General features: G+C 71.9%; 18 protein-coding genes. 13 read left to right on the plus strand and 5 right to left on the minus strand.

Annotated elements, in window-relative coordinates:
• Positions 1 to 207: 207 nt before the first annotated feature.
• Positions 208 to 3,489: a GH92 family glycosyl hydrolase gene (locus LIV37_RS14560; RefSeq protein WP_020867889.1), complete on the minus strand. Its 3,282-nt coding sequence runs from the start codon at positions 3,487 to 3,489 to the stop codon at positions 208 to 210.
• A 231-nt stretch (positions 3,490 to 3,720) separates the two neighbouring features.
• On the opposite strand from LIV37_RS14560, the gene LIV37_RS14565 reads away from it, so the two are divergent.
• On the plus strand, positions 3,721 to 4,602 hold the full coding sequence (locus LIV37_RS14565) for a GNAT family N-acetyltransferase (RefSeq protein WP_020867890.1): 882 nt from the start codon (positions 3,721 to 3,723) through the stop codon (positions 4,600 to 4,602).
• An 86-nt stretch (positions 4,603 to 4,688) separates the two neighbouring features.
• On the opposite strand, the gene acnA is transcribed toward LIV37_RS14565, so the two are convergent.
• Positions 4,689 to 7,430: an aconitate hydratase AcnA gene (gene acnA, locus LIV37_RS14570; RefSeq protein ID WP_020867891.1), complete on the minus strand. Its 2,742-nt coding sequence runs from the start codon at positions 7,428 to 7,430 to the stop codon at positions 4,689 to 4,691.
• 294 nt (positions 7,431 to 7,724) lie between these two features.
• Here acnA and LIV37_RS14575 point away from each other — a divergent pair, with 294 nt between their 5' ends.
• Together LIV37_RS14575 and LIV37_RS14580 are read left to right on the plus strand one after the other, a co-directional pair.
• On the plus strand, positions 7,725 to 8,624 hold the full coding sequence (locus LIV37_RS14575) for a LysR family transcriptional regulator (protein WP_020867893.1): 900 nt from the start codon (positions 7,725 to 7,727) through the stop codon (positions 8,622 to 8,624).
• Between the two features lie 74 nt (positions 8,625 to 8,698).
• A complete protein-coding gene (locus LIV37_RS14580) occupies positions 8,699 to 9,256 on the plus strand; it encodes a Uma2 family endonuclease (protein WP_020867894.1) in 558 nt (185 codons plus the stop codon).
• Between the two features lie 13 nt (positions 9,257 to 9,269).
• Here LIV37_RS14580 and LIV37_RS14585 read toward each other — a convergent pair whose 3' ends face one another.
• A complete protein-coding gene (locus tag LIV37_RS14585; protein ID WP_020867895.1) occupies positions 9,270 to 9,629 on the minus strand; it encodes a GntR family transcriptional regulator in 360 nt (119 codons plus the stop codon).
• A 1-nt stretch (position 9,630) separates the two neighbouring features.
• Complete coding sequence (locus tag LIV37_RS14590; protein ID WP_020867896.1) at positions 9,631 to 10,614, minus strand: hypothetical protein; 984 nt, start codon at positions 10,612 to 10,614, stop codon at positions 9,631 to 9,633.
• 134 nt (positions 10,615 to 10,748) lie between these two features.
• On the opposite strand from LIV37_RS14590, the gene LIV37_RS14595 reads away from it, so the two are divergent.
• The gene (locus LIV37_RS14595; protein ID WP_020867897.1) at positions 10,749 to 12,278 is read left to right on the plus strand and encodes a helix-turn-helix domain-containing protein; all 1,530 of its coding nucleotides are present in this window, start codon (positions 10,749 to 10,751) and stop codon (positions 12,276 to 12,278) included.
• A gap of 106 nt (positions 12,279 to 12,384) precedes the next feature.
• Here LIV37_RS14595 and LIV37_RS14600 read toward each other — a convergent pair whose 3' ends face one another.
• On the minus strand, positions 12,385 to 12,915 hold the full coding sequence (locus LIV37_RS14600; protein ID WP_020867898.1) for an AraC family transcriptional regulator: 531 nt from the start codon (positions 12,913 to 12,915) through the stop codon (positions 12,385 to 12,387).
• Between the two features lie 14 nt (positions 12,916 to 12,929).
• On the opposite strand from LIV37_RS14600, the gene LIV37_RS14605 reads away from it, so the two are divergent.
• The 9 genes from LIV37_RS14605 to dgoD all read left to right on the plus strand — a co-directional run bounded on the left by LIV37_RS14605 (position 12,930) and on the right by dgoD (position 23,894).
• On the plus strand, positions 12,930 to 13,472 hold the full coding sequence (locus LIV37_RS14605; protein WP_202979639.1) for an SDR family NAD(P)-dependent oxidoreductase: 543 nt from the start codon (positions 12,930 to 12,932) through the stop codon (positions 13,470 to 13,472).
• Between the two features lie 130 nt (positions 13,473 to 13,602).
• Positions 13,603 to 15,792: a DUF8189 domain-containing protein gene (locus tag LIV37_RS14610; protein WP_020867900.1), complete on the plus strand. Its 2,190-nt coding sequence runs from the start codon at positions 13,603 to 13,605 to the stop codon at positions 15,790 to 15,792.
• Between the two features lie 117 nt (positions 15,793 to 15,909).
• On the plus strand, positions 15,910 to 17,202 hold the full coding sequence (locus LIV37_RS14615; protein WP_020867901.1) for an ABC transporter substrate-binding protein: 1,293 nt from the start codon (positions 15,910 to 15,912) through the stop codon (positions 17,200 to 17,202).
• Position 17,203: 1 nt separating this feature from the next.
• Complete coding sequence (locus tag LIV37_RS14620) at positions 17,204 to 18,139, plus strand: carbohydrate ABC transporter permease (RefSeq protein ID WP_020867902.1); 936 nt, start codon at positions 17,204 to 17,206, stop codon at positions 18,137 to 18,139.
• Positions 18,139 to 18,993: a carbohydrate ABC transporter permease gene (locus LIV37_RS14625; RefSeq protein WP_020867903.1), complete on the plus strand. Its 855-nt coding sequence runs from the start codon at positions 18,139 to 18,141 to the stop codon at positions 18,991 to 18,993. Before LIV37_RS14620 ends, LIV37_RS14625 begins: the two co-directional genes overlap by 1 nt.
• Positions 18,990 to 21,080, plus strand: a complete 2,091-nt coding sequence (locus LIV37_RS14630; RefSeq protein ID WP_020867904.1) for an alpha-galactosidase — start codon at positions 18,990 to 18,992, stop codon at positions 21,078 to 21,080. The genes LIV37_RS14625 and LIV37_RS14630 overlap by 4 nt, the downstream gene beginning before the upstream one ends.
• Positions 21,081 to 21,149: 69 nt before the next feature.
• Complete coding sequence (locus LIV37_RS14635; RefSeq protein WP_020867905.1) at positions 21,150 to 21,920, plus strand: SDR family NAD(P)-dependent oxidoreductase; 771 nt, start codon at positions 21,150 to 21,152, stop codon at positions 21,918 to 21,920.
• 37 nt (positions 21,921 to 21,957) lie between these two features.
• Positions 21,958 to 22,752 (plus strand): FadR/GntR family transcriptional regulator, encoded by a 795-nt coding sequence (locus LIV37_RS14640; protein WP_020867906.1) that lies wholly within the window; start codon positions 21,958 to 21,960, stop codon positions 22,750 to 22,752.
• Positions 22,749 to 23,894, plus strand: a complete 1,146-nt coding sequence (dgoD, locus tag LIV37_RS14645) for a galactonate dehydratase (protein ID WP_020867907.1) — start codon at positions 22,749 to 22,751, stop codon at positions 23,892 to 23,894. Before LIV37_RS14640 ends, dgoD begins: the two co-directional genes overlap by 4 nt.

Raw genomic sequence — 23,894 nt, forward strand, 5'->3', positions numbered from 1 at the left:
GTCCGGGCTGACGACAAACGCCCTGTCCGGCTCAGGAAAGGGGACCCCAAGCAGTTTCCGGAGCGCTCGGACGACGGCCCCGGTGTCCTCCTGGAAAATGCGGTGGAGGGCCTCGTGTGAAGAACTGACCATGCGTCGAAATCTAGTGAGGTGAGGGCAAGTGCCGGTGGCACTTGCCCTCGCTTCACTCGATCGGGTGTGGCGGGCTCAGCCGCGGGCGACCGCGAAGACGTGGAGATCCGCGTTGTCGGGCAGGGTGACGCTCTTGACCGTCTTGCCCTCGGGGGCCCGGAACGCCTTCGTGGCGAAGATGTAGGCGTCGACCACGTCCTTGTCGCCGCCGCTGATGTTTCGGTACGGGGTCCTGGCGAGGGTCACGTTGCCGTACTGGACCGTTCCGCCGCCGCCTCCCACCGTCCAGTCGGTGAAGGCCAGCTCCGTGGTGTCCGAGCTCCCGTCGGTATAGGTGACCTTGGCGGTGGCCTTCTGGTTGCCGTTGACGGCGCTGCCGATGAAGGACAGGCCGGTGGACGCGGGCAGGGCGATGGTCTGGCCGGTGGCGGAGGCGTTGTCGGGGCGGCCGGACGGGGAGGCGGGCCAGGTGTAGTCCAGGCCCTGGGTGGTCCCCTTGGCGCCCGGCTCGAGACCGGCGGCGGCGAGGGCCTGGCGGGAGTAGCTCCAGCCGCCGCCGTCGTAGTCGCCCTCGTCGTGCTCGCCCGCGTCCTCGGTCGCGCCGACGTTGTTGTACGCGGCGAGCAGCGAGCCGGGGGCGGCCACGGTCAGGGTGATCGGCTGGACGACCTCGGTGCCCTCGCTGGTCACCGTCACCTTCGCGTCGTAGAACCCCTCGGCCGTGTCCTTCCCCGCGCGCAGCGCGATCTCCGCCGTGCCCTCCGGGCCCACCGTCCCGGAGGCGGGTGAGGCGGTGATCCCGTCGGGGGCGTCGGTGGTGAAGCGCACCTCGGGGCGGTCGCCCTCGCTGACCGGGACGGCGGCCACCTTCACGGTCAGGCTGTCGCCCGGGGCGAGCGTGCCCGTGGTCGGGCCCACCCCGATCTGGTACGGCTGCTCGCCCTCGCGGAAGGAGGGCGGGGCGTCGGACGGGGCGGAGCCCCAGGCGCGGTCGGGGGCGTCGGACAGGGTGTAGTCCAGCGTTCCGCCGTGCCGTACGAAGGACTCCGGCAGCCAGGGGCGGTCGCTCGCCCGCCCGTTCACCTTCAGCGCCTGGACGTACGGCGCGCCGGGCGCGGCCTGCGGGGCGCGGATGGAGATGTCCCGGCCGCCGCGGTCGATCTCGATCCGCGGGAAGAGGGGCGAGGCCAGGACCAGTTCGGCGCGTGAGGGCACCTGCGGATACATGCCGAGGGCCGAGAAGACGTACCACGACGACATCTCGCCGAGGTCGTCGTTGCCGGGGATGCCGTCGGACTTCGTGGTCCACAGCTGGCGCATCGCGGCGCGCACGGTCTCCTGTGTCTTGTACGGCTGTCCGGCGTAGGCGTACAGATAGGGGACGTTGATCGACGGCTCGTTGTCCAGCTCGGACTTCTCGCCGCCCGCCCCCGTGAGCGCCCAGCCCCCGTCGGCGTCGTGGAAGAAGGCGTCCAGCCGCTTCACCGCGGCGTCCTTACCGCCCATGGCGGCGAAGAGACCGGCGGGGTTGTGCGGGACCATCCAGGTGTACTGGGCGCTGGTGCCCTCGACGAAGCCGTTGCCGGTGGCCGGGGTGAAGCCGGTGACCCAGCTGCCGTCTGCCTTACGGTTGGCGGCATAGCCGCCGGTCTCCGGGTCGGCTGCGGCGTTGAAGTTGTTCTGCCACCACTGGGCGCGGCGCGCGAAGGTCTCGGCGGTGTCCTTACGGCCCGCGGCCCGCGCCAGCTGGGAGAGGGCGAAGTCCGCGCCGGACATCTCCAGGGTCTCGGCCGCGCCGCCCCAGGCGTTGGAGACGGACGGCATGTAGTGCAGCTTCAGGTACTTGTCGAGGGAGGGCCGCTGGCCGACCGACATGATGGGCTTGCCCGCCGGGCTGCGGTCCTTCTCGGTCGGCTCGGTGGCCGCCTTGACGAGCGAGTCGAGGGCGGCGTCGAGGTCGTAGTCGTCGCCGCCGAAGGCCCGGATCCCGGCGAGGGCGGCGGCCGACGGGTCGCCGTTCATCACATGCGTCCCCGAGGCGCCCTGGAGCCAGCGGTCCCAGACGCCGCCGTTCTGCTGGGCTAGGTTCAGCAGGGACTGGGCGATGTCGGAGCCCTTGTCCGGCTCCAGCAGGGTGAGCAGCTGGAGCTGGGAGCGGTAGACGTCCCAGCCGGAGAACGTGCCGTACTGGGCGCGGTGGCCCCGGCTCACCCGGTGCACCTCACCGTCGCTGCCCCGGTAGCGGCCGTCGGTGTCGCTGATGACGTTGGGGTGCAGCAGCGAGTGGTAGAGCGCGGTGTAGAAGGTGGTGCGGTCCGGGTCCGCGCCGCCGCCGACCCGGATGGCCGACAGCTGCCGCCGCCAGGCGTCGTACGCGGCGCTCCGCACCTGGTCGAAGCCGCGCCGCGGCGGGTTCTCGGCGGCGAGGTTGGCCCGGGTGCCCTGGTCGCTGACGTAGCTGATGCCGACCTTGACGCCCACCCGGCGGGTGCCCGGGGCGAATTGGAGATAGCCGCCGGAGCCCTTACCGGCCACCGGGCGGCCGTCGCCGCCATAGCCGCCGGAGCCGCCCTCGGCGCTGGTCGTGCCGGGCCGCAGGGTGCCGTCCCGCCAGGTGCCCTGGGCGGTGAACGGGGTGTCGAACGTGGCGGTGAAGTGCAGCGTGTAGTAGCTGCGGCGCCCCTCGGGGTCGAGATAGCCGCAGAAGTTCCCGCTGGTGACCGAGCCGGAGACGGTGCGGTGCGCCGGGTCGATGGTGAGGTCGGCGGCCGAGCTGCCGACCTCGGAGGAGGAGGTGCGGATCAGCAGGGAGGCGGTCTTGTCCGCGGGGTAGGTGAAGCGGGCCGAGCCGGTGCGGGCGGTGGCGGTCAGCTCCGCACCGGCGCCGGAGGCGAGGGAGACCTTGTAGCGGCCGGGTTCGGCGGTCTCGTCGGAGTGCCTGAAGTCGGAGGCGTAGACCTGGTCCTTGGTGTCGGCGGCGGGTGACGAGGTGACCTCGCCAACGTGGGGGAAGAAGGGGATGTCGCCCGCGCCGCCCGCGCAGCCGGTGCCGGACATATGGGTGAGGCTGAAGCCGCGGACGCGGGTGGCGTCGTAGTGGTAGCCGCCGGGCGCGGCGGTGCGGGTGGCGTCGCCGCGGGTGTTCTCCGGGCTCCACGACAGCATGCCGAAGGGCGCGACGGCACCGGGGAAGGTGTTGCCGCCGGCCGAGCTGCCGATGAGCGGATCGACGTACGCCGCCGGGTCCTTGACCAGCGTCGGCGGCGGGGCGGCCGACGCGGGCGCGGTGGCCGCGGTGGCGAGGAGCCCCGCGGTCAGGGCCGCGGCCGCCAGGGCGGCCAGGGGTTTTGAGGGCATTGCGGTCCCACCTTGTTCGGAAGGGCCGCGATCGCCGGGTCGAGCAAGCCGTGGGGACCGTACCGCACGGGGGCCGTCGGCCGTAAGGGTGCGGTGACGGTCTTGACAGGGGCACCTGGTTGGCGGCGTACTGATCGTTGCAGTCAGTCTGACAACGTTGTCGCTTTCGCCGGTCGAGCAAGCCGCTACCGCGTACCGACAATCGCTCATCGGACGCGCCATCATGGGCGCATGATCCTCCGCCAGCTACGTGACACCGACGAGGACGCCGAGGCGGCATGGGAGGTGGTGGCCGCCGCCTTCGGGGACTCCGCCGCCCTCGCGGGCAAGGACGGCTGGCCGCCGGGGTACGTGGCCGAGGTCCATGAGCGGAACCGCCATCTCGCCCGCACCGACCCGGGCGGCTGCTGGCTCGCCCTGGACGAGACCGGGATGCCGCTCGGCGTGACGCTGTCGGCCCGGCGCGAGGGCACCTGGGGGCTGTCGATGTTCGCGGTGCTGCCGCGGGCCCAGCGGCAGGGCGTGGGCCGGGAGTTGCTGGCCGCGGCGCTGCTGTACGGACGGGGATGTCTGCGCGGCATCATCTGCGGATCGGAGGACGCGCGCGCGGCCGGCACCTACCGGCGCGCCGGGTTCGCGCTGCATCCGGCGATGCGGCTGCGCGGCACGGTCGGACCGGAGACCAAGGAGCGGCTGTCCCCGCCGGACGGCGCGGTGCACGAGGGGGTGGCCCGCCACCGGGACCTGCTGGACTCGGTGGACCGCCGCACCCGGGGCGGCGCGCACGGCCCCGACCACGAACTGCGCCTCACCCAGCGGCGGTTGCTGGTGGTGGACGACCTCGCGGGCAGCGGCTACTGCTACGTCGGCGAGGACGGCAAGGTCGAGATGCTGGCCGCGACCTCGCGGCGGCTGGCGAAGCGGCTGCTGACCGCCGCGCTGCTGTGCCTCCCGGAGGGCACCGACGCCAGGGTCGCGGGGCTGACGGCCGAGCAGCAGTGGGCGGTGGACGTGGGGATCGAGGCCGGGCTCGAGCTGTCCACCGGCGGCTATGTGTGTCTGCGGGGGATGCCGCCGCCGATGCCGTACATCCCTTCGGGGACGTTCCTCTGACCGCGGCGTCACCTGGTACGCGGACGGGCCGCACCCCCGGGCGGGGGTGCGGCCCGTCGTCGCCGCCGTGAGCCGCTGAGCCGCGCTTACTTGCGGATCAGCGAGCGCAGCACGTACTGCATGATGCCGCCGTTGCGGTAGTAGTCCGCCTCGCCGGGGGTGTCGATGCGCACCTTGGCGTCGAACTCCACAGTCGGCCCGTCAGCGGCTCCGCCGCGGGCGGCCCTGACCTTGACCGCCTCCGGGATGCCGCCCTCGTTGAGCGCGGTGACGCCGGTGATGTCGAAGGTCTCCTCGCCGGTCAGGCCCAGCGACTGCGCCGAGGCGCCCTCGGGGAACTGGAGCGGCAGGACGCCCATGCCGATGAGGTTCGAGCGGTGGATGCGCTCGTACGACTCGGCGATGACGGCCTTGACGCCGAGCAGCGCGGTGCCCTTGGCGGCCCAGTCGCGGGACGAGCCGGAGCCGTACTCCTTGCCCGCCAGGATGACCAGCGGGACGCCGGCCGCCTGGTAGTTCTGCGAGGCGTCGTAGATGAAGGAGACCGGGCCGTCCGCCTGCGTGAAGTCGCGGGTGAAGCCGCCCTCGGTGCCGGGCGCGATCTGGTTGCGCAGCCGGATGTTGGCGAAGGTGCCGCGGATCATGACCTCGTGGTTGCCCCGGCGGGAGCCGTAGGAGTTGAAGTCACGCCGCTCGACACCGTGCTCGGTGAGGTACTTACCGGCCGGGGTGTCGGCCTTGATCGCACCGGCCGGGGAGATGTGGTCGGTGGTGACCGAGTCGCCCAGCTTGGCGAGCACGCGGGCGCCGGTGACGTCCTCGACCGGGCTCGTCTCCATGGTCATGCCCTCGAAGTACGGGGGCTTGCGCACATAGGTGGACTCGGCGTCCCACTCGAAGGTGTTGCCGGTCGGGATCGGCAGCGCCTGCCACTGGGCGTCACCGGCGAAGACGTCCTGGTAGGACTTGTTGAACATGTCCTCGCCGATGGCGTTGGCCACGACCTCGTTGACCTCGGCCTCGGTCGGCCAGATGTCCGCGAGGAAGACCGGCTTGCCCTCCTGGTCGGTGCCCAGCGCGTCCGTGGTGATGTTCACCTTCATCGAACCGGCGATGGCGTACGCGACGACCAGCGGCGGGGACGCCAGGTAGTTCATCTTGACGTCGGGGTTGATCCGGCCCTCGAAGTTCCGGTTGCCGGAGAGCACCGAGGTGACGGCCAGGTCTGCCTCGTTGACGGCCTTGGAGACCTCGTCCGGCAGCGGGCCGGAGTTGCCGATGCAGGTGGTGCAGCCGTAGCCGACGAGGTTGAAGCCGACCTTGTCGAGGTAGGGGGTCAGGCCCGCCTTGTCGAAGTAGTCGGTGACGACCTTCGAGCCCGGGGCCAGGGTGGTCTTGACCCACGGCTTGCGGGTCAGGCCCTTCTCGACCGCCTTCTTGGCCACCAGCGCGGCGGCGACCATGACGTAGGGGTTCGAGGTGTTGGTGCAGGAGGTGATCGCGGCGACGGTGACGGCGCCGTGGTCGATCTCGTACGTCGAACCGTCGGGGGCGGTGACCAGGGTCGGCTTAGTCGGCACGCCGTTGGAGACGGCCGGGGCGTCGGAGGCCGGGAAGGACTCCTTGCCCGCCTCGTCCTCCTCCGCGTCGGGGACGTAGTTGCGGACGTCCTGGGCGAACTGCTGCGCCGCCTCGGCGAGCACGATGCGGTCCTGCGGGCGCTTGGGGCCGGCGATCGACGGGACGACCGTCGCCAGGTCGAGCTCCAGCTTCTCGGAGAAGTCCGGCTCGGCGGCCGGGTCCAGCCAGAGGCCCTGCTCCTTGGCGTACGCCTCGACGAGCGCGACCTGCTGCTCGGAGCGGCCGGTGAGCCGCAGGTAGTTCAGGGTCTCGTCGTCGATCGGGAAGATCGCGGCGGTGGAGCCGAACTCCGGCGACATGTTGCCGATGGTGGCGCGGTTGGCGAGGCTCGTGGCCGCCACACCCTCGCCATAGAACTCGACGAACTTGCCGACGACACCGTGCTTGCGCAGCATCTCGGTGATGGTCAGCACGAGGTCGGTGGCGGTGGTGCCGGGCTTCAGCTCACCCGTCAGCTTGAAGCCGACGACGCGCGGGATCAGCATGGAGACCGGCTGGCCCAGCATCGCGGCCTCGGCCTCGATGCCGCCGACGCCCCAGCCGAGCACACCGAGGCCGTTGACCATGGTGGTGTGGGAGTCGGTGCCGACCAGGGTGTCCGGGTACGCCTGGCCGCCCCGGACCATGACGGTGCGGGCCAGGTGCTCGATGTTGACCTGGTGGACGATGCCGGTGCCGGGCGGGACGACCTTGAACTCGTCGAAGGCGGTCTGGCCCCAGCGCAGGAACTGGTAGCGCTCCTTGTTGCGGCCGTACTCCAGCTCCACGTTCTGGGTGAAGGCCTCCGGGGTGCCGAAGCGGTCGGCGATCACGGAGTGGTCGATGACCAGCTCGGCCGGGGCCAGCGGGTTGATCTTCGCCGGGTCGCCGCCGAGCTCCTTGACGGCCTCACGCATGGTGGCGAGGTCGACCACGCAGGGCACACCCGTGAAGTCCTGCATGATCACGCGGGCCGGCGTGAACTGGATCTCCTGGCTGGGCTGGGCCTGCGAGTCCCAGCCGCCCAGCGCGCGGATGTGGTCGGCGGTGATGTTCGCGCCGTCCTCGGTACGGAGCAGGTTCTCCAGCAGCACCTTGAGGCTGTAAGGGAGCCGGGCCGACCCCTCGACCTTGTCCAGCCTGAAGATCTCGTACGATTCGTCGCCCACCTGCAGGGTGCTGCGGGCGTCGAAGCTGTTCGCCGACACGACAGTCTCCTTCATGCATGATTTCGCGCGTACCACCGCAATGCTGCCGTCACATGCCCGCGCCGATCCGCTAAGGTATGGCTAAGTTAGGTAAGCCTTACCGGCACGGGGCGGCGATGCGCCTTCCAGCAGATATCTCGATGTCGAGATAACTCTAGTACATCGCCCCCGCGCGGTCATGCGCTGCCCGGGCGCGAGTGCGGTCCGGACATCGGTGTTCACCCGCATTCACTCGTCTTCACTGGTAAGGGTGATCGCCGACTGAGCCACCTCCGCCACCGCGATACTGCTGGCATGGACCCGCATCTGCTCCGCACGTTCATCTCCGTGGCCCGCTGCGGATCCTTCTCCGACGCCGCCCACGAGCTGGGCTTCACCCCCGCGGCGGTCTCCGAGCACATCGCGTCCCTGGAAGCGGATCTGCGGACGTCGCTGCTGACCCGGCGGCCGGTCATGCTCACCAGCGCGGGCGCCCGGCTGCTGGAACACGCCGGTCCGCTGCTGCTCCGTCTGGACGCGGCACGGGCCGACGTCGAGCGGCTGTCGGGGTCGGGCGCCGCCCGGCTGGTCGTGGGGGCCTCGCCACTGGCGATGACCCCGAGAATCGCCACGGCCCTGGACCGGGTGCGCCAGGCGCATCCGGCCACCAAAGCCTCCCTGCGGATCCTCGGCCGCCGGGAGATCCCGGCCGCGGTGGCGTCCGGAACCCTGGACCTGGGGCTGATCGACGGCCCGGCCACCCCCGCCGACGCCCTGCCGCTGCCCGAGGTGGGCGCGCTCACCGCGGTCACGGTCGCGGAGGCCCCACTGGTGGTCGCCCTGCCCACCGGCCACCCCCTGACCCGCCGCCTCGGCCTGCGGCTGGCCGACCTCGCCGACGCCCACTGGCTGGACGCCCCGGACGCCGCCATGCCGCTCGAGCAGCTGCGCGCGGTCAGCCGGACCGACGGCTTCCGCGCCTCGCTGACGTACGAGGGCACCGACGTCCGCGGCCTCCTCACCCTCACCGCCGCCGGCCACGGCCTGGCCCTCCTCCCCCACCCCGCCACCAAGGGCACCCCCGGCATCGTCACCGCCCCCTTGATCGCCCCCCGCCTCCTCCACCGCACCGAACTCCTCCACGGCCCCGCGGTCGACGGCCCGGCCCGGACGCTGGCGGCGGTGATGACTGGGGACCGCCACCGGTACGGGTGATCCCGGGGCCGGATCCGCGCACGCCGCGTATCGGCCGCGATAGACCTCGCGTACCGACACCCGGTGGAGGACCGATGAGCACACGACCACCCTCGTACCCGGCCGACGATCCCGAGACCGCCCTCAAGTACGCGGTCCAGCGCATCCGGGGCTTCGACCGCGTACAGGTCATCGAGGGGTTCATAGAACCGCTGTCGCCTGCTTGGGACCACGAGAGCACGATCGCGAAGGTCCGGGAGCGCATCGCGCCCAAGGTGAACGCCCTGGGCTGCATGGCGGGATCAGGCGACCTGGACCTCCCCGGCACCCCCAACTGGTTTGTGCCGGACCTCGCCATCGTCCCCCGGGAGCTCGCCAAAGACGCCGGAGCCCTGCTCCCCGACCAGACCCTCCTGATCGTCGAGGTGACCTCCGACTCGAACGGAGACACCGACCGTGTCGTCAAGCGGCGCCGCTACGCGGAGTACGGCGCCCCGCTGTATCTGCTGGTCGACCGGCAGGAGCGCACGTGCACGCTCTACTCGGCTCCCGGCAACCTCGGCTACACCAAGGTGGACGGCCCCCACCCCTTCGGCACCCCGCTCCCGCTCCCGGAGCCGTTCGACCTCGAGCTGGACACCTCCGAGTTCTGAATTCCGATGGGCCTCAGCCGCCCGCGAGGCGGGTTCTGACCAGGGTCAGGACCTCCTCGTCGGAGAGGCCCAGGGCGCGGGCCTGGTCCACCAGGCCCTGGACGCCCTCCAGGAGCCGGGCGCGGGCCGTGGGCTGGTCGCCGGTGACGACCGCGCCGCGGCCCCGGCGCAGTTCGATCAGGCCCTCCTCGCGGAGCCGTTGGTAGCCGCGCAGAACCGTGTGGACGTTGACGCCGAGGGATTCGCCGAGCGCCCGGGCGGCGGGGAGGCGTTCGCCGGGGCGTACGGTGCCGTCGGCGATCGCGCCGCGTACGGAGGCGGCGATCTGGTCGGCCAGCGGGACCGCGGAGCCGGGGTCGACGCGGAAGAGCATCTCAGCCGCGCTCCCCCGCCGCGGGGCGGTCGCGCTCGTTCAGGTCGCGCTCGATCAGGGTGTTGAGCAGCGCGGCTGCGGTGGCGGCGTCGTCCACCGTCACCGCGAACTCCCGGCCCTTGGCGAGCGTCAGGAACAGCGCGTCGCCGGAGCGGAACACCAGCGCGCTGCCGCCGCCACGGATCCGGTAGCCCCAGCCGCCGAGGCTCAGCGCGGTGGCCTCGCGGCTGGTGGCCCGCTCGATCCGGTCCAGCGGTATCCGCATCCGGGGCCGCGGCGCGAACCATGAGGCGACGGCGAGGCCACGGCGGTCGACGGTCACCCGGCAGCGGGCCAGTGCCGCGGAGACCAGCCCGATGACGATCAGCCACGCCCCCGTCCCCGAGCCCACGGCGATCAGCACGGCGCCCGGCAGCGTGGCCCCCGCCCCCACGGCGATCAGCACGGGCGATCCGACGGTGCGCGTCCAGGTGGCCACCTCGCCCTTGGCCAGCGGCAGCCGGGGCACGGCGGCCCCCTTCCCGGGGCCGGTCCCGGACGCCGCGTCCCGGCTCGCGAGCAGCCAGCCCAGCGCGCCCATGACGGCCGCGACGGCGAGGGCGATGCCCAGTTGCCACAGGGGCTGGGAGACCCGGGAGGCGCGGGCGGCGTCGGCGTTGGCGAAGAGCAGGGCGGTGAAGGCGTAGCCCAGCAGGCCGGACATGCCGTAGCCGAGGGTGACCGCGAACCGCTGGGCGCTGAGGCCCTTGGTCAGGCGGAGGGTGGGTACGAGGGTGAGGAGGCCGGAGCCGAGGAGGACGGCGGTGACCACCGAGAGGAACGCACCCGTACCGGTGAATCCGTTGGCCTTCCCGTCCGGGCCGAAATGCGTGGCGAGCGGGTCGGGCAGCCGGTCGCACAGCCCGGCGAAAGTCGCCACGACCACGGCCCACGCCAGCACGAAGGGCAGTGCGACGACCAGCGCGCGCCGTCGGACAGGACGCATATGGACCCCCTCACTTCACCGTGCGTTTCTCCAGTTGTTCGCATACTAATAGAACAATTCCCGAGCGGAGAGCCGTTACTCCTTCCGCTCCTCACGTCGCGTGCGCATCTCATATGTGAGATAGCCTCCTCTCCATGACTGACGACTACCTCTCACGTATCGGCAAGCTCATCCGTGACGCCCGTCAACACCGGGGCTGGACCCAGTCCCAGCTCGCGGAGGCCCTCGGCACAAGCCAGAGCGCGGTCAACCGCATTGAGCGGGGAAACCAGAACATCAGTCTTGAGATGATCGCCAGGATCGGCGAGGCCCTGGACAGCGAGATCGTCTCCCTCGGCTATGCGGGCCCGATGCACCTCCGGGTGGTCGGCGGCCGCCGGCTGTCCGGGGCCATCGACGTCAAGACGAGCAAGAACGCGTGTGTGGCGCTGCTGTGCGCCACGCTCCTCAACGCGGGCCGTACGACACTGCGGAGGGTCGCCAGGATCGAGGAGGTCTACCGCATCCTCGAGGTCCTGGGCAGCATCGGCGTCCGCACCCGCTGGATCAACGACGGCGCCGATCTGGAGATCGTGCCGCCGGCCGAGCTGGATCTCGAGTCCATGGACACCGAGGCCGCGCGCCGGACGCGCAGCGTCATCATGTTCCTCGGCCCGCTGCTGCACCGGATGGACCGCTTCCGGATTCCCTACGCGGGCGGTTGCGACCTCGGCACCCGCACCGTGCAGCCGCATATGACCGCCCTGCGCCACTTCGGCCTCGAAGTGACCGCCACCGACGGGATGTACCACTCCCACGTCGACCGCTCGGTCGCCCCCACCCGCGCCATCGTGCTGACCGAACGCGGCGACACCGTCACCGAGAACGCGCTGCTGGCGGCCGCCCGGCACGACGGCGTCACGGTGATCCGCAACGCCTCGTCCAACTACATGGTCCAGGATCTCTGCTTCTTCCTGGAGGAGTTGGGCGTCAAGGTCGAGGGCGTGGGCACCACGACGCTGACCGTCCACGGCGTGGCCCGCATCGACCGCGATGTCGACTACTCCCCCTCCGAGGACCCGGTCGAGGCGATGAGCCTGCTGGCCGCCGCCGTCATCACCGAGTCGGAGCTGACGATCCGCCGGGTGCCGGTGGAGTTCCTGGAGATCGAGCTGGCCGTCCTGGAGGAGATGGGGCTGGACCACGAGCGCGGCCGGGAGTACGCGGCGGACAACGGCCGCACCCGGCTGGTCGATCTGACCGTCCGCCCGTCCAAGCTGCAGGCCCCCATCGACAAGATCCACCCGATGCCGTTCCCCGGCGTCAACATCGACAACGTGCCCTTCTTCGCGGCGATCGCGGCCGTCGCCCAGGGCTCGACGCTGATCCACGACTGGGTCTACGACAACCGCGCGATCTACCTCACCGAGCTCAACCGCCTCGGTGCCCACGTCAAACTCCTCGACCCGCACCGCGTCCTGGTCGAGGGCCCCACCCGCTGGCGCTCCGCCGAGATGATGTGCCCGCCCGCCCTGCGCCCCGCCGTGGTCGTGCTGCTGGCGATGATGGCCGCGCCGGGCACCTCCGTACTGCGCAACGTGTACGTCATCAACCGCGGCTACGAGGATCTCGCGGAGCGGCTGAACTCGATCGGCGCCCAGATCGAGACCTTCCGCGACATCTGACCAGCGGCAGCAGATCGCGCGTCGGGACAGCACCGGCCCGGTGCGCCACCGGCGCGCGGGATGCTGTTGGCCCCGGCGGGCGGCAACCGGGTGCGGCCGTCCCCGCCTACTCGGAAATCGATTGAGTGCCGCGGCGCAGGGCATCGTGGGCAAGGCTCATTCGCCATTCGATCAAGTAGGTCAGTGGTGCGGTTCCGACCTGCTTCTTGAAGGACGCGGCGAATACCGAGCGCGACATGCAGCTGATACCGGCGAGCTCTTTGAGTGTCCAATGGTGTGCCACGTCCGCGTGCATGGCGCGAAGTGCGGCACCGATGCCGTCGTCGTTGAGTGCCCCCGGCCAGCCAGTGGGCCGGCCGGCTTGGTCGGCGTGGGCGCGCAGCATATGGACGAACAGGATCTGTGCGAGATGGTCCAGGATCAGGGAGCCGCCGACGGCGGTGATCTCGGTTTCGGCGACCATCAGTTCACTCAGGTGCGCGAGCAGCCTGCCTCGGGGATCCGCGGCATGGACGTGCACGAGCGGCGGCAGAACATCGATCAGGATTGAGGCGTTCAGGTCGTCGAACGAGAAGTGCCCACCGCACAGGTATGTGTCTTCCTCGTCCTCGGGTCCGATACGCACGGCGCCGTTCACAGCGCAAACGGCGCTTGTCACAGGCGCCAATAAGGCGCATCGGATTCGAGACCGCACGTCAACTCGCGCAGCAGGGCTTCACGGTCTCGCTGGGGTGCCGCCATCAAGGGCGCGGTGAAGCCGCGGCAAAGGAACTCGCCCAGGACGGAGACGTTCGTTTTGTCAGCCTCGACGTGACCGACGCAGAAAGCGTCAGGGCCGCCGCGGTGCACATCTACGGGGCTCTGCGCGTCACGCAGGAATTCTTGCCGCTCGTGCGGAAGGCGCAGGCCGGACGCATCGTGAATGTGAGCAGCACGGTGGGGTCGATCGCCGCACTCGTATCGCCGGGCACCCCGCTGACGCAGTTTCCGGCCTTCGCCTACCCCGCGTCGAAGGAGATCTCGACCGAACACCTGAGCTCAGGGGCGGTCGCTGAGGCTGGCGGCCACCGCCGCCAGCCGGTCCATCCCATGAGCCACGCCAAGCCGCTCGACGACGATCACCTCCGGATCGGTTCCGCCCCGGTGTCGTGCGGCATGTCCCGCCCGGCCTCGGAGCGACGGGGGGCTGTTTAAATAAATTAGGAATAATTCTTGACAGGGTTTCGGCCGCGGGCCACAGTCTTCGCCGTGACGCCGACGACGCCCTGTCCGAGGGCGGCCGCGTCATGTCTCCTTCCTGCTTCCCAACCCTCAGGAGAGGCACGTGACTTCACCCCCGCCCGCGCGGAGACCCCGCCACCGCACGCTCACCCGCGGCGCCGTCGCGACCGCGACCGCCGTGGTCCTGGCGACGGCCGCGGGCCCCACGGCCACGGCCGCGCCCGCCGTGGACCAGGGCGCACCCGCCGTGGCCCAAGGCGCACCCGCCGTGGACCAGGGGGCGCCCGACTACTACGACAGCGGGCTCGCCCCGACGCCCTACATGGGCTGGAACACCTACTACGGACTGGGAGCGCCCACCGAGAAGGAGGTGCGCTCGGTCGCCGACCGGCTCGTCAGCAGCGGGCTGCGCGACAGCGGTTACGACATCGTGTGGCTGGACGGCGGCTGGCAGGCCGACGACCCGCGTGACGCGCGGGGGCGGCTGGCGGCTCATCCGGACCGCTTCCCCTCCGGTATCCCGGCCCTCGTCTCCTATCTGCACCAGCGCGGTCTGCGGGCCGGTATCTACACCGACGCCGGCACCTACGACGGCGGCAAGAGCTGCGGCCTCGGCAGCCGTGGCCACTACACCGAGGACGCGCGACAGTTCGCGGACTGGAAGATCGACGCGATCAAGGTCGACTTCCTGTGCGGCATCGGCGAGAAGCTCGATCCGGGCCCGGCCTTCAAGGAGTTCGGCGACGCGGTCGCGAAGTCCGGACGCCGGATGCTGCTGAACCTGTGCAATCCGCTCACCGACGACTGGGGGCTGCCGCACACGCCCGAGCAGGACGCGCACAACGCCTTCGTCTACGGCCCGACGACCGCGGACTCCTGGCGCACCGGCACCGATATCGCCTGGGGCACCCCGAGCCCCGGCCAGTGGCCCAATGTGCTGCGCAACATGGACGCCAACGCCTGGCACCCCGAGGCGCAGGGGCCCGGTCACTACAACGACCCCGACTACCTCATCCCCATGCGCCGCATGGCCGACGGCTCGCTGGAACTGACGGAGGAGGAGTCCACCACGCAGTTGGTGATGTGGGCCGAGATGGGCTCCCCGCTCGTCATCGGCTCCGACCCCCGCACCCTGTCCGATTCGATGCTCCGGACGCTGCGCAACCCGGAGATCGTCGCCGTCGACCAGGACCCGCTGGCCGTCCAGGGCGTGCGGGTGGCCACCGACTCCGTCGGCGACGTCTACAGCAAGCCCCTCTCGGGCCCCGGACGGCGCGCCGTCGTCCTGCTCAACCGCTCGGACCGGCCCGCCGAGCGCACGGTGGCCTTCTCCGACGTGGCGCTGGGCGGCCCGGTCACGGTCCGCGACCTGCGCGCACGCACCGGCCGCGGGACGCACACCGGTTCGTACACGGTCGAGGTGCCGGCGCACGGCACCGCGTTCCTCACGCTCACCGGCGAGGACGCCCTCCCCGGCGCGGACCTGGACCGGCAGACCTCGGCGAGCCCGGCCGTCGTACGCGACGGCGACACGCTGACCACCTTCTTCCGCGGACCGGGCGGCACCCTCGTCCAGCACACGGACGACGGCGGCGACGGCGGGCCGCGGACGAAGGATCTCGGCGGCCCGGCACACGGGCGGATCCTCGGCCAGCCCGCCGCCCACGCCTCGGCGGGCGGGCGGATCGACGTCTTCGTACGGGGCGCCGGCTCCCGGGCGTACCGGCGGGTCTTCGCGCACGGGCGCTGGGGCGGCTGGCAGGACCTCGGCGGGAGGCTGACCGACGCACCCTCGGTGGCGTTCACCGACGGGACGCACTGGACGCTGACCGCGCGCGGCGCCGACGGGCGGATCACGCTACGGGGGCCGTCGACCGGCTGGTCGTCGCTCGGCGCGCCGGGCGACCGGCCGACGTACGGCAGGCCGTCGGCGGTCGTGGACGCGCGGGGGCGGATCCATGTGGCCGTCCGGACCTCGGCGGACGAGGTGTGGACGCGGTCGCGCGACGCCTCCGGGCCGTGGTCGGAGTGGAGTTCGCTCGGCGGGACGGTGAGCGGCAGCCCGACGCTGGTCGCCGTGGGCGACGCGGTGGTGCTGTACGCGCGGGCGGGTGACTACACGCTCTGGCAGCGGCGGTACGGACACGGCGGCTGGCAGGGGTGGACCGAGCGGCAGGAGTTCCCCAGCGCCGCGTTCGACGGTGCGCTCGGGGCGGTCGCGGGTCCGGACGGCGCGGTCGACGCCGTGTACCGCGGGGTCGACGGCTCCGTACACCGAACCCAGTTCAAATAAATTAGGAATTAATATTGACGTGGTGCGAGCGCCACGCGAACCTGGATCCGCCGCGAGCGCGCCCCGGGCCCGTCAGCGGGGCCGGGGCCCGCCGAGTGGATCCACAAGGAGCACTTCATGAGATACGCACACCCCAGCCGACGGCTGTTCCTCGCGGGCCTCGGCGCCGCCGGGACCACGGCGCTGCTCAGCGGCTGTGTCACCTCCGGCTCCTCCGGCAAGAGCTCCTCCGGGGGCGGAGCGGTGACCTTCCAGTCCAACCTGTCCGCGCCGCAGGCGAAGGCGGCGATGGAGGACCTCGTCGCCGCCTACGGCAAGGAGGGCTCCGGGCGCGCCACCCTCAACACCGTCGCCGCCGAGACCTTCCGCACCCAGCTGCCCACCTATCTGACCTCCGCCAACCCGCCCGATGTGTACACCTGGTACCCGGGCTCGGTGGCGGACGCGTACGCGCGCAAGAACCTGCTGCTCGACCTCGGCGAGGTGTGGACCTCCTCGCCCGACCTCAAGCGCTACTCCAAGGCGCTGACCACCCAGTGCACCTCGGCCGCCGGAAGGAAGGTCTTCGTGCCCAGCACCTACTACTGGTGGGGCATGTTCTACCGGAAGTCCCACTTCGCCAAGTGGGGTGTGCGCGAGCCCAAGAGCTGGGACGACTTCCTCGACCTGTGCGACAAGCTGAAGGCCAAGGGCGTGACGCCGATCGGCCTCGGCGCCGGCAGCAACACCCCGTGGGTGGCCTCCGCCTGGTTCGACTACCTCAACATCCGCATCAACGGCGCCGACTACCACCGCCGGCTCCTGGCCGGAAAGCAGCGCTTCGACGACCCCGAGGTGCGCAAGGTCTTCGACCGCTGGCAGGAGGCGCTCCCCTACTTCGACCCCGACGGCACCGCCCTCGCCTTCCAGGACGCCACGACCGCCCTGCTCGCCGGGCGGACCGGCATGATGCTCATCGGCACCTTCTTCGCCGACGCCGCGCCCAAGGGCGCCCTGGACGACATCGACTTCTTCCGCTTCCCGGTCATCGACCCCAAGGTCCCGCTCGCCGAGGAGGCGCCCACGGACGGCTACTTCGCCAGCGCCCGCACCGGACGCCGCGACGGGGTCTTCGACCTGCTGCGCTACCTCGCCACCGCCGAGGCACAGGAGATCTACATCAAGGGCTCGTCGGGCACCGTCCTGCCCTGCCACCCCGACGCCGAGGACGCCGGGACCGCGCTCGTGAAGAAGGGCCGCAAGCACGTCGAGGAGGCGGCCGAGATAACCCAGTTCTTCAACCGCGACTCGAGCGACGCGCTCCAGCCCACCGCGGACACCGCGCTGACCAAGTTCCTCGCCAAGCCGAAGAGCATCGGCTCGATCCTCACCGACTGGCAGCGCGACGCCGAGAAGATCTGGAAGGCGTGACGTGGCCGTCCTCACCGCGTCCGAGCGCACCTCCCCGGCCCCGTCCCCGCCCCGCGGCAGGTGGGCCCGGGGGGCCCGGCGCACGCCGCCGCTGGTGCTCGCCTTCCTCCTCGTCCCGCTGCTCGCCGAGTCCCTGTGGGTGTTCTGGCCCGCGTTCCAGGGCTTCTACCTCGCCCTGAACAAGTGGGACGGGGTGTCGGCGCCCGAGTTCGTCGGCCTGGGCAACTTCGCCGAGATGGCCCACGACGAGGTCTTCCGCACCGCGGCCGTCGACACCGTGCTGTGGCTGGTGGTGTTCGGCGGCCTGTCCGCGCTCCTCGGCCTCGGCGCCGCGCTGCTCCTCCAGCAGGAGCGCCGGGGCGTGGGCTTCTACCGCGCCGCCCTGTTCCTGCCCGTCGTGTTCTCCCTGGTGGCCACCGCCCTCGTCTGGCAGGCCATCTACCAGCCCGACGGCGTCCTCAACCGGCTCCTGGAGTCGGTCGGCCTGGACAGCCTGCGCCACGCCTGGCTCGCCGACCAGGACACCGCCCTCTACGCGGTCATCGTGCCCGCGCTGTGGCGGCAGGTCGGCTATGTGATGGTGCTGTACCTGGCCGGGCTCAAGGGCATCGACCCGGCGCTGTACGAGGCGGCCAAGGTGGACGGCGCCGGACGGTGGCAGCGCTTCCGGCATGTGACGCTGCCCCAGCTGCGCAGCGTCAACGCCGTCGTCCTGTCCGTGATCATCATCGACTCGCTGCGCTCCTTCGACGTCGTATGGTCCCTGACCCGGGGCGGCCCCTACCACTCGTCCGAACTGCTGAGCACCTACATGTACTCCACCGCCTTCCAGTCCCTGCGCCTCGGCTACGGCTCCGCCCTGGCCGTCGTGATCTTCGTGCTGGCCTTCGGCGTCATCGCCTCCTACCTCGTCCGCGCCTTCCGGGAGGCCGACTGATGACGGCACTTCGCAGCTCCGCGGCCCTGCGCCGGCGCCGCGCGGCCACCGCCGGCTTCCACCTCGGGGCCGGGGCGCTCGCCGTGCTGTGGCTGCTGCCCATCGCCCTGGTCGTGGTGACGAGCCTGCGCACCTTCGACGACATCTCCGCCCACGGTCTTGGCAGCTGGCCCCGCTCCTTCACCCTCGGCAACTTCCCAAAGGCGTGGAGCGACGGCGGCCAGCAGCGCGCCCTGATCAACAGCCTGATCGTGACCGTCCCGTGCGTACTGGTGACCCTGGCCCTGGCCGCCATGGCCGCGTTCGCCCTCAGCCGCTACGAGGTGCCCTTCCGCCGCTCCCTGCTGCTGCTGATGCTCGGCGGCAACCTGCTTCCGCCGCAGATCCTGCTCATCCCGGTGTCCAAGCTGAGCGAGCTGATGGGCGTCTACGACACCCTGCCCGCCCTCATCGGCGTGCAGATCGGCTTCGGCGTCGGCTTCTACGTCTTCGTCCTGTACGGCTTCATGCGGGCGATTCCGGTCGAGATCCAGCAGGCCGCCGTCGTCGACGGCGCCGGTCCCTGGCAGATCTTCTGGCGGATCATCCTGCCGCTCAGCCGCCCGGCGCTCGCCGCGCTCAGCGCCCTGTCCTTCACCTGGATCTTCAACGATCTGCTGTGGGCCATCACCGTGCTGCGCAGCGACACCAAGATGCCCATCACCGCCGCCCTCATCGGACTCCAGGGCCAGTTCGTGTCGATGTGGAACGTGATCGCCGCCGGGTCCGTCATCGCCGCGGCACCCACCGTGGCCGTCTTCCTCCGGTTCCAGCGCCACTTCGTGGCCGGTCTCAACCTCGGAGCGGTGAAGTGACGCCGAACCAGCGCTGGACGCTGCGCACCGACCGGACCAGCTACACGGTGCGGCTGTCCCCGGACGGCCCCTGGGCCGAGCTCGACGCCTGGGGCCCGCTCGGCGTCGAGACCGGCCCGTCCGCGCTGGACTGGTCGCACCGCACCCACTTCATCACCCCCGCCGACGCGGCGCCCGCCGAGTACCTGCCGTACGGGCTGCGGCCGTTCACCGGCGCCGAGCTGGTGGCCGCACGACCGGGCACGGACCGCGGCGTGTGGTGGGACTTCGAGGGGGCCACGGAGGAGGCGGGGAGCCTGCGGCTCGCCTTCACCGACGAGGTGCTCGGCCTGCGCACGGTCCTCTGCTACGCCACGGTGCCGGGCACCGATGTCATCCACCGGTGGACCGAGCTCAGCCGCACGGGCGACGGGGAGCTGTGGCTGGAGCGTTTCGACTCGGCCGCCGTGAACGTCCCCGTCACCGCGGGAGCCCGGCTGACGTATCTGGCCGGTCAGTGGTCGCAGGAGTTCCAGCGCACCCAACTCACCCTGTCCAGGGGCACGTTCACCATGGGCAGCCGCCAGGGCGTGCCCGGACACGCCTACGCGCCCTGGCTCGCGGTCCAGGACGCGGCGGGCCCGGGCGACGCCCCCGCCTATGGCCTGGCCCTGGAGTGGCCCGGCAACTGGCACCTCACCGCGGAGGCCGAACCCGGCGGCGCGGTGCGGATACGCGCGGGCCGCGTACCGCACGAGGGCCGGGTGCGCCTGACGCCCGGCGACACCCTCACCACGCCACGGCTCGCCTGCGCCTTCAGCGCCGAGGGCCTTGACGGGCTGTCCCGCGTCTGGCACCGCTACGAGCGCCGGCTGACCGGCGAGCGGCTGCACCGCCCCCGCAAGGTCCTCTACAACTCCTGGGAGGCCACCGCGTTCGACGTCGACGCGGCGGGGCAGCTGGAGCTGGCGAAGGCGGCGGCGGACATCGGGGCCGAGCTGTTCGTGGTCGACGACGGATGGTTCACCGGCCGCGCCGACGACACCGGCGGCCTGGGCGACTGGTACCCCGACCCGGTGGCGTTCCCGCAGGGCTTCGGCCGGTTCGTGGCGGACGTCCGTGCCCTGGGCCTCGACTTCGGCCTGTGGATCGAGCCGGAGGCCGTCAGCCCCGGCAGCGCGCTGTACGCCGAGCACCCGGACTGGGTGTACCGGATCGACGGCCGTCCGGCCCGGCTGGTGCGCCACCAGCTCCTGCTCGACCTGGGCCGGACCGATGTCCAGGACTTCGTCATCGCCACCCTGGACCGGCTGCTGACCGGCCATGACATCAGCTACCTCAAGTGGGACATGAACCGGCCGCCGACCGAGCGCGGCCGCCCCGGCGCCGGTCCCGCCGACCACCTCGACCTGGACGCCCAGCACGTCGCGGGCTATCTGCGCGTCCTGGACCGGCTGCGCACCGCCCACCCCCGGGTCACCGTCGAGGGGTGCGCGGGCGGCGGCGCACGCGTCGACCACGCGACGATCGCCCGCACCGACGTCGTCTGGCCCAGCGACAACACCGCGCCGCTCGACCGGCTGGCCGTCCAGTACGGCTTCCTGCACGCCCACGCCCCGCATGTGATGAGCTCCTGGGTCACCGACGCCCCCGGCGTCTTCGACCCCCGTCCGCGCAGCCTCGCCTTCCGCTTCGTCACCGCCATGTGCGGAGTCCTGGGCATCGGCGCCGACCTGCGCCGCTGGGACGCCGGGCGGCGCGCCGAGGCCGCCCGCTGGATCGCCCGCTACAAGGAGGTGCGCGATGTCGTCCACCTCGGCGAGGCCCGGCTCCTGGGCAGCCCGCTGGACGCCACCTGCGGGGTGCAGTACGACGGACCCGACGGACGCACCGTCGTCGCCGCGCTCGGCACCGGCCGCCTGGACGGCGCCCCGCTCGTCCCGGGACGTCCGGCCCGGCTCCGGCTGCGCGGCGTCGACCCGGCCGCCCGCTACCGGGACGCCGCGTCGGCGACCACCTACAGCGGCGCCCATCTGCTCCACTACGGGCTGCCGTTCGCCTGGAGCGCCGAGCACGACGCGGAACTGGTGGTCCTGACCCGGCAGTAGAGCCCCCGCCCCCCCCCCCGGCCCCGCCCTCGCCCCCGCCCGAAGTCCAGCGAAGGAGCCCGACCCCCGATGGAACAGCCCCGCCGCCACGGTGACCGCTTCACCGACCGCACGGCCGTGGTCACCGGAGCCGCCTCCGGCATCGGCGCCGCCACCGCCGAACGCCTCGCCCAGGAGGGCGCCGCCGTCGTGCTCGCCGACATCGCCGAGGAGCGCGGCACGGCGGTCGCCGAGCGGATCGGCGAGGGCGGCGGCCGCGCCCGCTTCGTGACCGCCGACGTCTCCACGGAGGAGGGCTGGCGGCGGATCGCGGCCGCCGCCCGCGGCTTCGGGCCCGTCGACGTGCTGGTCAGCAACGCCTACACCGTCGACGTCACCCCCGCCCATGAAACGTCCCTGGATTCCTGGCAGCGGCAGCTCGCCGTCAACCTCACCGGCGCCTTCCTCGGCTTCCGGGCCGTCCTGGACGATCTGCGCGCCCGCCGCGGGGCCGTCGTCCTGACCTCGTCCGTCCACGCCCACAAGGGCATCCCCGGCCATCCCGCCTACGCGGCCTCCAAGGGGGCGCTGCTGTCCCTGTGCGGGCAGCTCGCCGTCGAGTACGGACCCGAGGTGCGGGTCAACGCGGTGCTGCCCGGCCCGATCCTGACGGCGGCCTGGGACCGGGTCTCCCCCGAGGACCGCGCGCGCAGCGTCGCCGAAACCGCGGCCGGGCGGTTCGGCACCCCCGAGGAGGTGGCCGCGGCCATCGCCTTCCTCGGCTCCCATGAGTCCTCGTACATCACCGGTGCGAGTCTTCTCGTGGACGGCGGCTGGAGCGTCGTCAAGTCCTCCGCATGACCACCGCGATCAGCTCGCACCAGAAAGGCAGTACGACATGACGCCCTACGCCCGCCGCGGCGTGCACGGCCAGACCGTGGAGGCCCTCGCCCGCCGCGTCCTGAGCGGCGACCTCCCCGAGGGATCCACCCTGGACCTGGTCGCCCTGCAGAGCGAACTGGATGTCAGCCTCACCGCCCTGCGCGAGTCGCTGAAGGTCCTGGCCGCCAAGGGGATGGTCGACGCCCGTCAGAAGCGCGGCACCTTCGTACGGAGCCGCTCGGACTGGAACCTGCTCGACGCCGACGTCCTGCGCTGGCAGTTCGAGAGCGACCGCACCACCGACGCCGACAGCGCGCTGCTGCGCAACCTCGCCGAGGTGCGCGGCATCATCGAACCCGCGGCCGTACGGCTGGCCGCCGAGCGGCGCACCGACGCCGACCTCGCCGCCCTGGACGCCGCCGTGGACGCGATGGGGCAGGACGGCTCCGACGCCGCCCACGCGGTGGAGGCCGACCTCGCCTTCCACCGCGCGCTGCTCGCCGCCACCCACAACGAGCTGCTCGAACGCATGGAGATGGTGATCGAGTCGGGCCTCGCCTACCGCGATCGCATCGTGCACAGCTCCCCGCACAGCGAGGATCCGGTCCCCGCCCACCGGGCCGTCCTGGACGCCGTACGCGACCGGGACCCGCGGGCCGCCGAGGCCGCCATGCGGGCCCTGCTCGACCAGGCCGGTCGCGACCTGGACCGGATCGGCGGCTCCCCCGAGATCGGCGGCTCCCCCGACATCGGCGACTCCCCCGGCATCGGCGACTCCTCCGACGACACGGAAAGGCCCACCCGCCAGTGAAGATCACCCGTATCGAGACCTTCCTCGTGCCGCCGCGCTGGCTGTTCTGCCGCGTCGAGACCGACGACGGCGTGGTCGGCTGGGGCGAGCCCGTCGTCGAGGGGCGCGCCGAGGTGGTCCGCGCGGCCGTCGACGTCCTGGCCGGCTATCTGATCGGCCAGGATCCGCTGCGCATCCAGGACCACTGGCAGGTGCTCACCAAGGGCGGCTTCTACCGCGGCGGACCCGTGCTGTCCAGCGCCGTCGCCGGTCTCGACCAGGCCCTGTGGGACATCGCGGGCAAGACCTACGGCGCCCCCGTGCACGCCCTGCTGGGCGGCCCGGTGCGCGACCGCGTCCGGGTGTACGCCTGGGTCGGCGGCGACGAGCCCGCCGAGCTGTCCGAGCAGATAGCCGCGCAGGTCGAGGCGGGCTTCACGGCGGTGAAGATGAACGGCGCCGGGGCGACCTCCCCGATGCCCACCGCGGCCGAGACCGCCGCGGTCGTGGACCGTGTGGCCGCCGCCCGGGAGGCGCTCGGCCCGGACCGCGACGTGGCCGTCGACTTCCACGGCCGTTTCACCGCCGCCGCGGCCCGCCGCGTCCTGCCCGAACTGGCCGCCTTCCACCCGCTGTTCGTGGAGGAGCCCGTCGTCCCCGAGCACGGCCATCTGCTCCCCGGCCTGGTCGCCGCGAGCCCGGTGCCCCTCGCCACCGGTGAACGGCTGTACGGGCGTACGGAGTTCCTGCCGGTCCTCGCCGCGGGCATCGCCGTCGCACAGCCCGACCTGTCCCACGCGGGCGGCATCTCCGAGGTGCACCGCATCGCCTCGCTGGCCGAGACCTACGGCGCCCAGCTCGCCCCGCACTGCCCGCTCGGCCCCATCGCGCTGGCGGCCAGCCTCCAGGTCGCGTTCGCGACGCCGAACTTCCTGATCCAGGAGCAGAGCCGCGGCATCCACTACAACAAGGACGCCGACCTGCTGTCCTACCTCGTCGACCCCGAGCCGTTCCGATTCGTGGCCGGTCACGCCCCGCGCGGCGACGCCCCCGGCCTCGGCATCACCATCGACGAGGCGGCCGTACGCGCGGCCGACCGCACCGGGCACGCCTGGCGCAACCCGGTCTGGAGGCACCCCGACGGCTCCTTCGCGGAGTGGTGA

This window comes from Streptomyces rapamycinicus NRRL 5491, from assembly GCF_024298965.1.
Taxonomy (GTDB): domain Bacteria; phylum Actinomycetota; class Actinomycetes; order Streptomycetales; family Streptomycetaceae; genus Streptomyces; species Streptomyces rapamycinicus.

Coding starts and splice junctions, on each gene's coding strand:
- LIV37_RS14560 (WP_020867889.1), bottom strand. CDS start 3,489: ATGCCCTCAAAACCCCTGGCCGCCCTGGCGGCCGCGGCCCTGACCGCG.
- LIV37_RS14565 (WP_020867890.1), top strand. CDS start 3,721: ATGATCCTCCGCCAGCTACGTGACACCGACGAGGACGCCGAGGCGGCA.
- LIV37_RS14575 (WP_020867893.1), top strand. CDS start 7,725: ATGGACCCGCATCTGCTCCGCACGTTCATCTCCGTGGCCCGCTGCGGA.
- LIV37_RS14580 (WP_020867894.1), top strand. CDS start 8,699: ATGAGCACACGACCACCCTCGTACCCGGCCGACGATCCCGAGACCGCC.
- LIV37_RS14585 (WP_020867895.1), bottom strand. CDS start 9,629: ATGCTCTTCCGCGTCGACCCCGGCTCCGCGGTCCCGCTGGCCGACCAG.
- LIV37_RS14590 (WP_020867896.1), bottom strand. CDS start 10,614: ATGCGTCCTGTCCGACGGCGCGCGCTGGTCGTCGCACTGCCCTTCGTG.
- LIV37_RS14595 (WP_020867897.1), top strand. CDS start 10,749: ATGACTGACGACTACCTCTCACGTATCGGCAAGCTCATCCGTGACGCC.
- LIV37_RS14615 (WP_020867901.1), top strand. CDS start 15,910: ATGAGATACGCACACCCCAGCCGACGGCTGTTCCTCGCGGGCCTCGGC.
- LIV37_RS14625 (WP_020867903.1), top strand. CDS start 18,139: ATGACGGCACTTCGCAGCTCCGCGGCCCTGCGCCGGCGCCGCGCGGCC.
- LIV37_RS14635 (WP_020867905.1), top strand. CDS start 21,150: ATGGAACAGCCCCGCCGCCACGGTGACCGCTTCACCGACCGCACGGCC.
- LIV37_RS14640 (WP_020867906.1), top strand. CDS start 21,958: ATGACGCCCTACGCCCGCCGCGGCGTGCACGGCCAGACCGTGGAGGCC.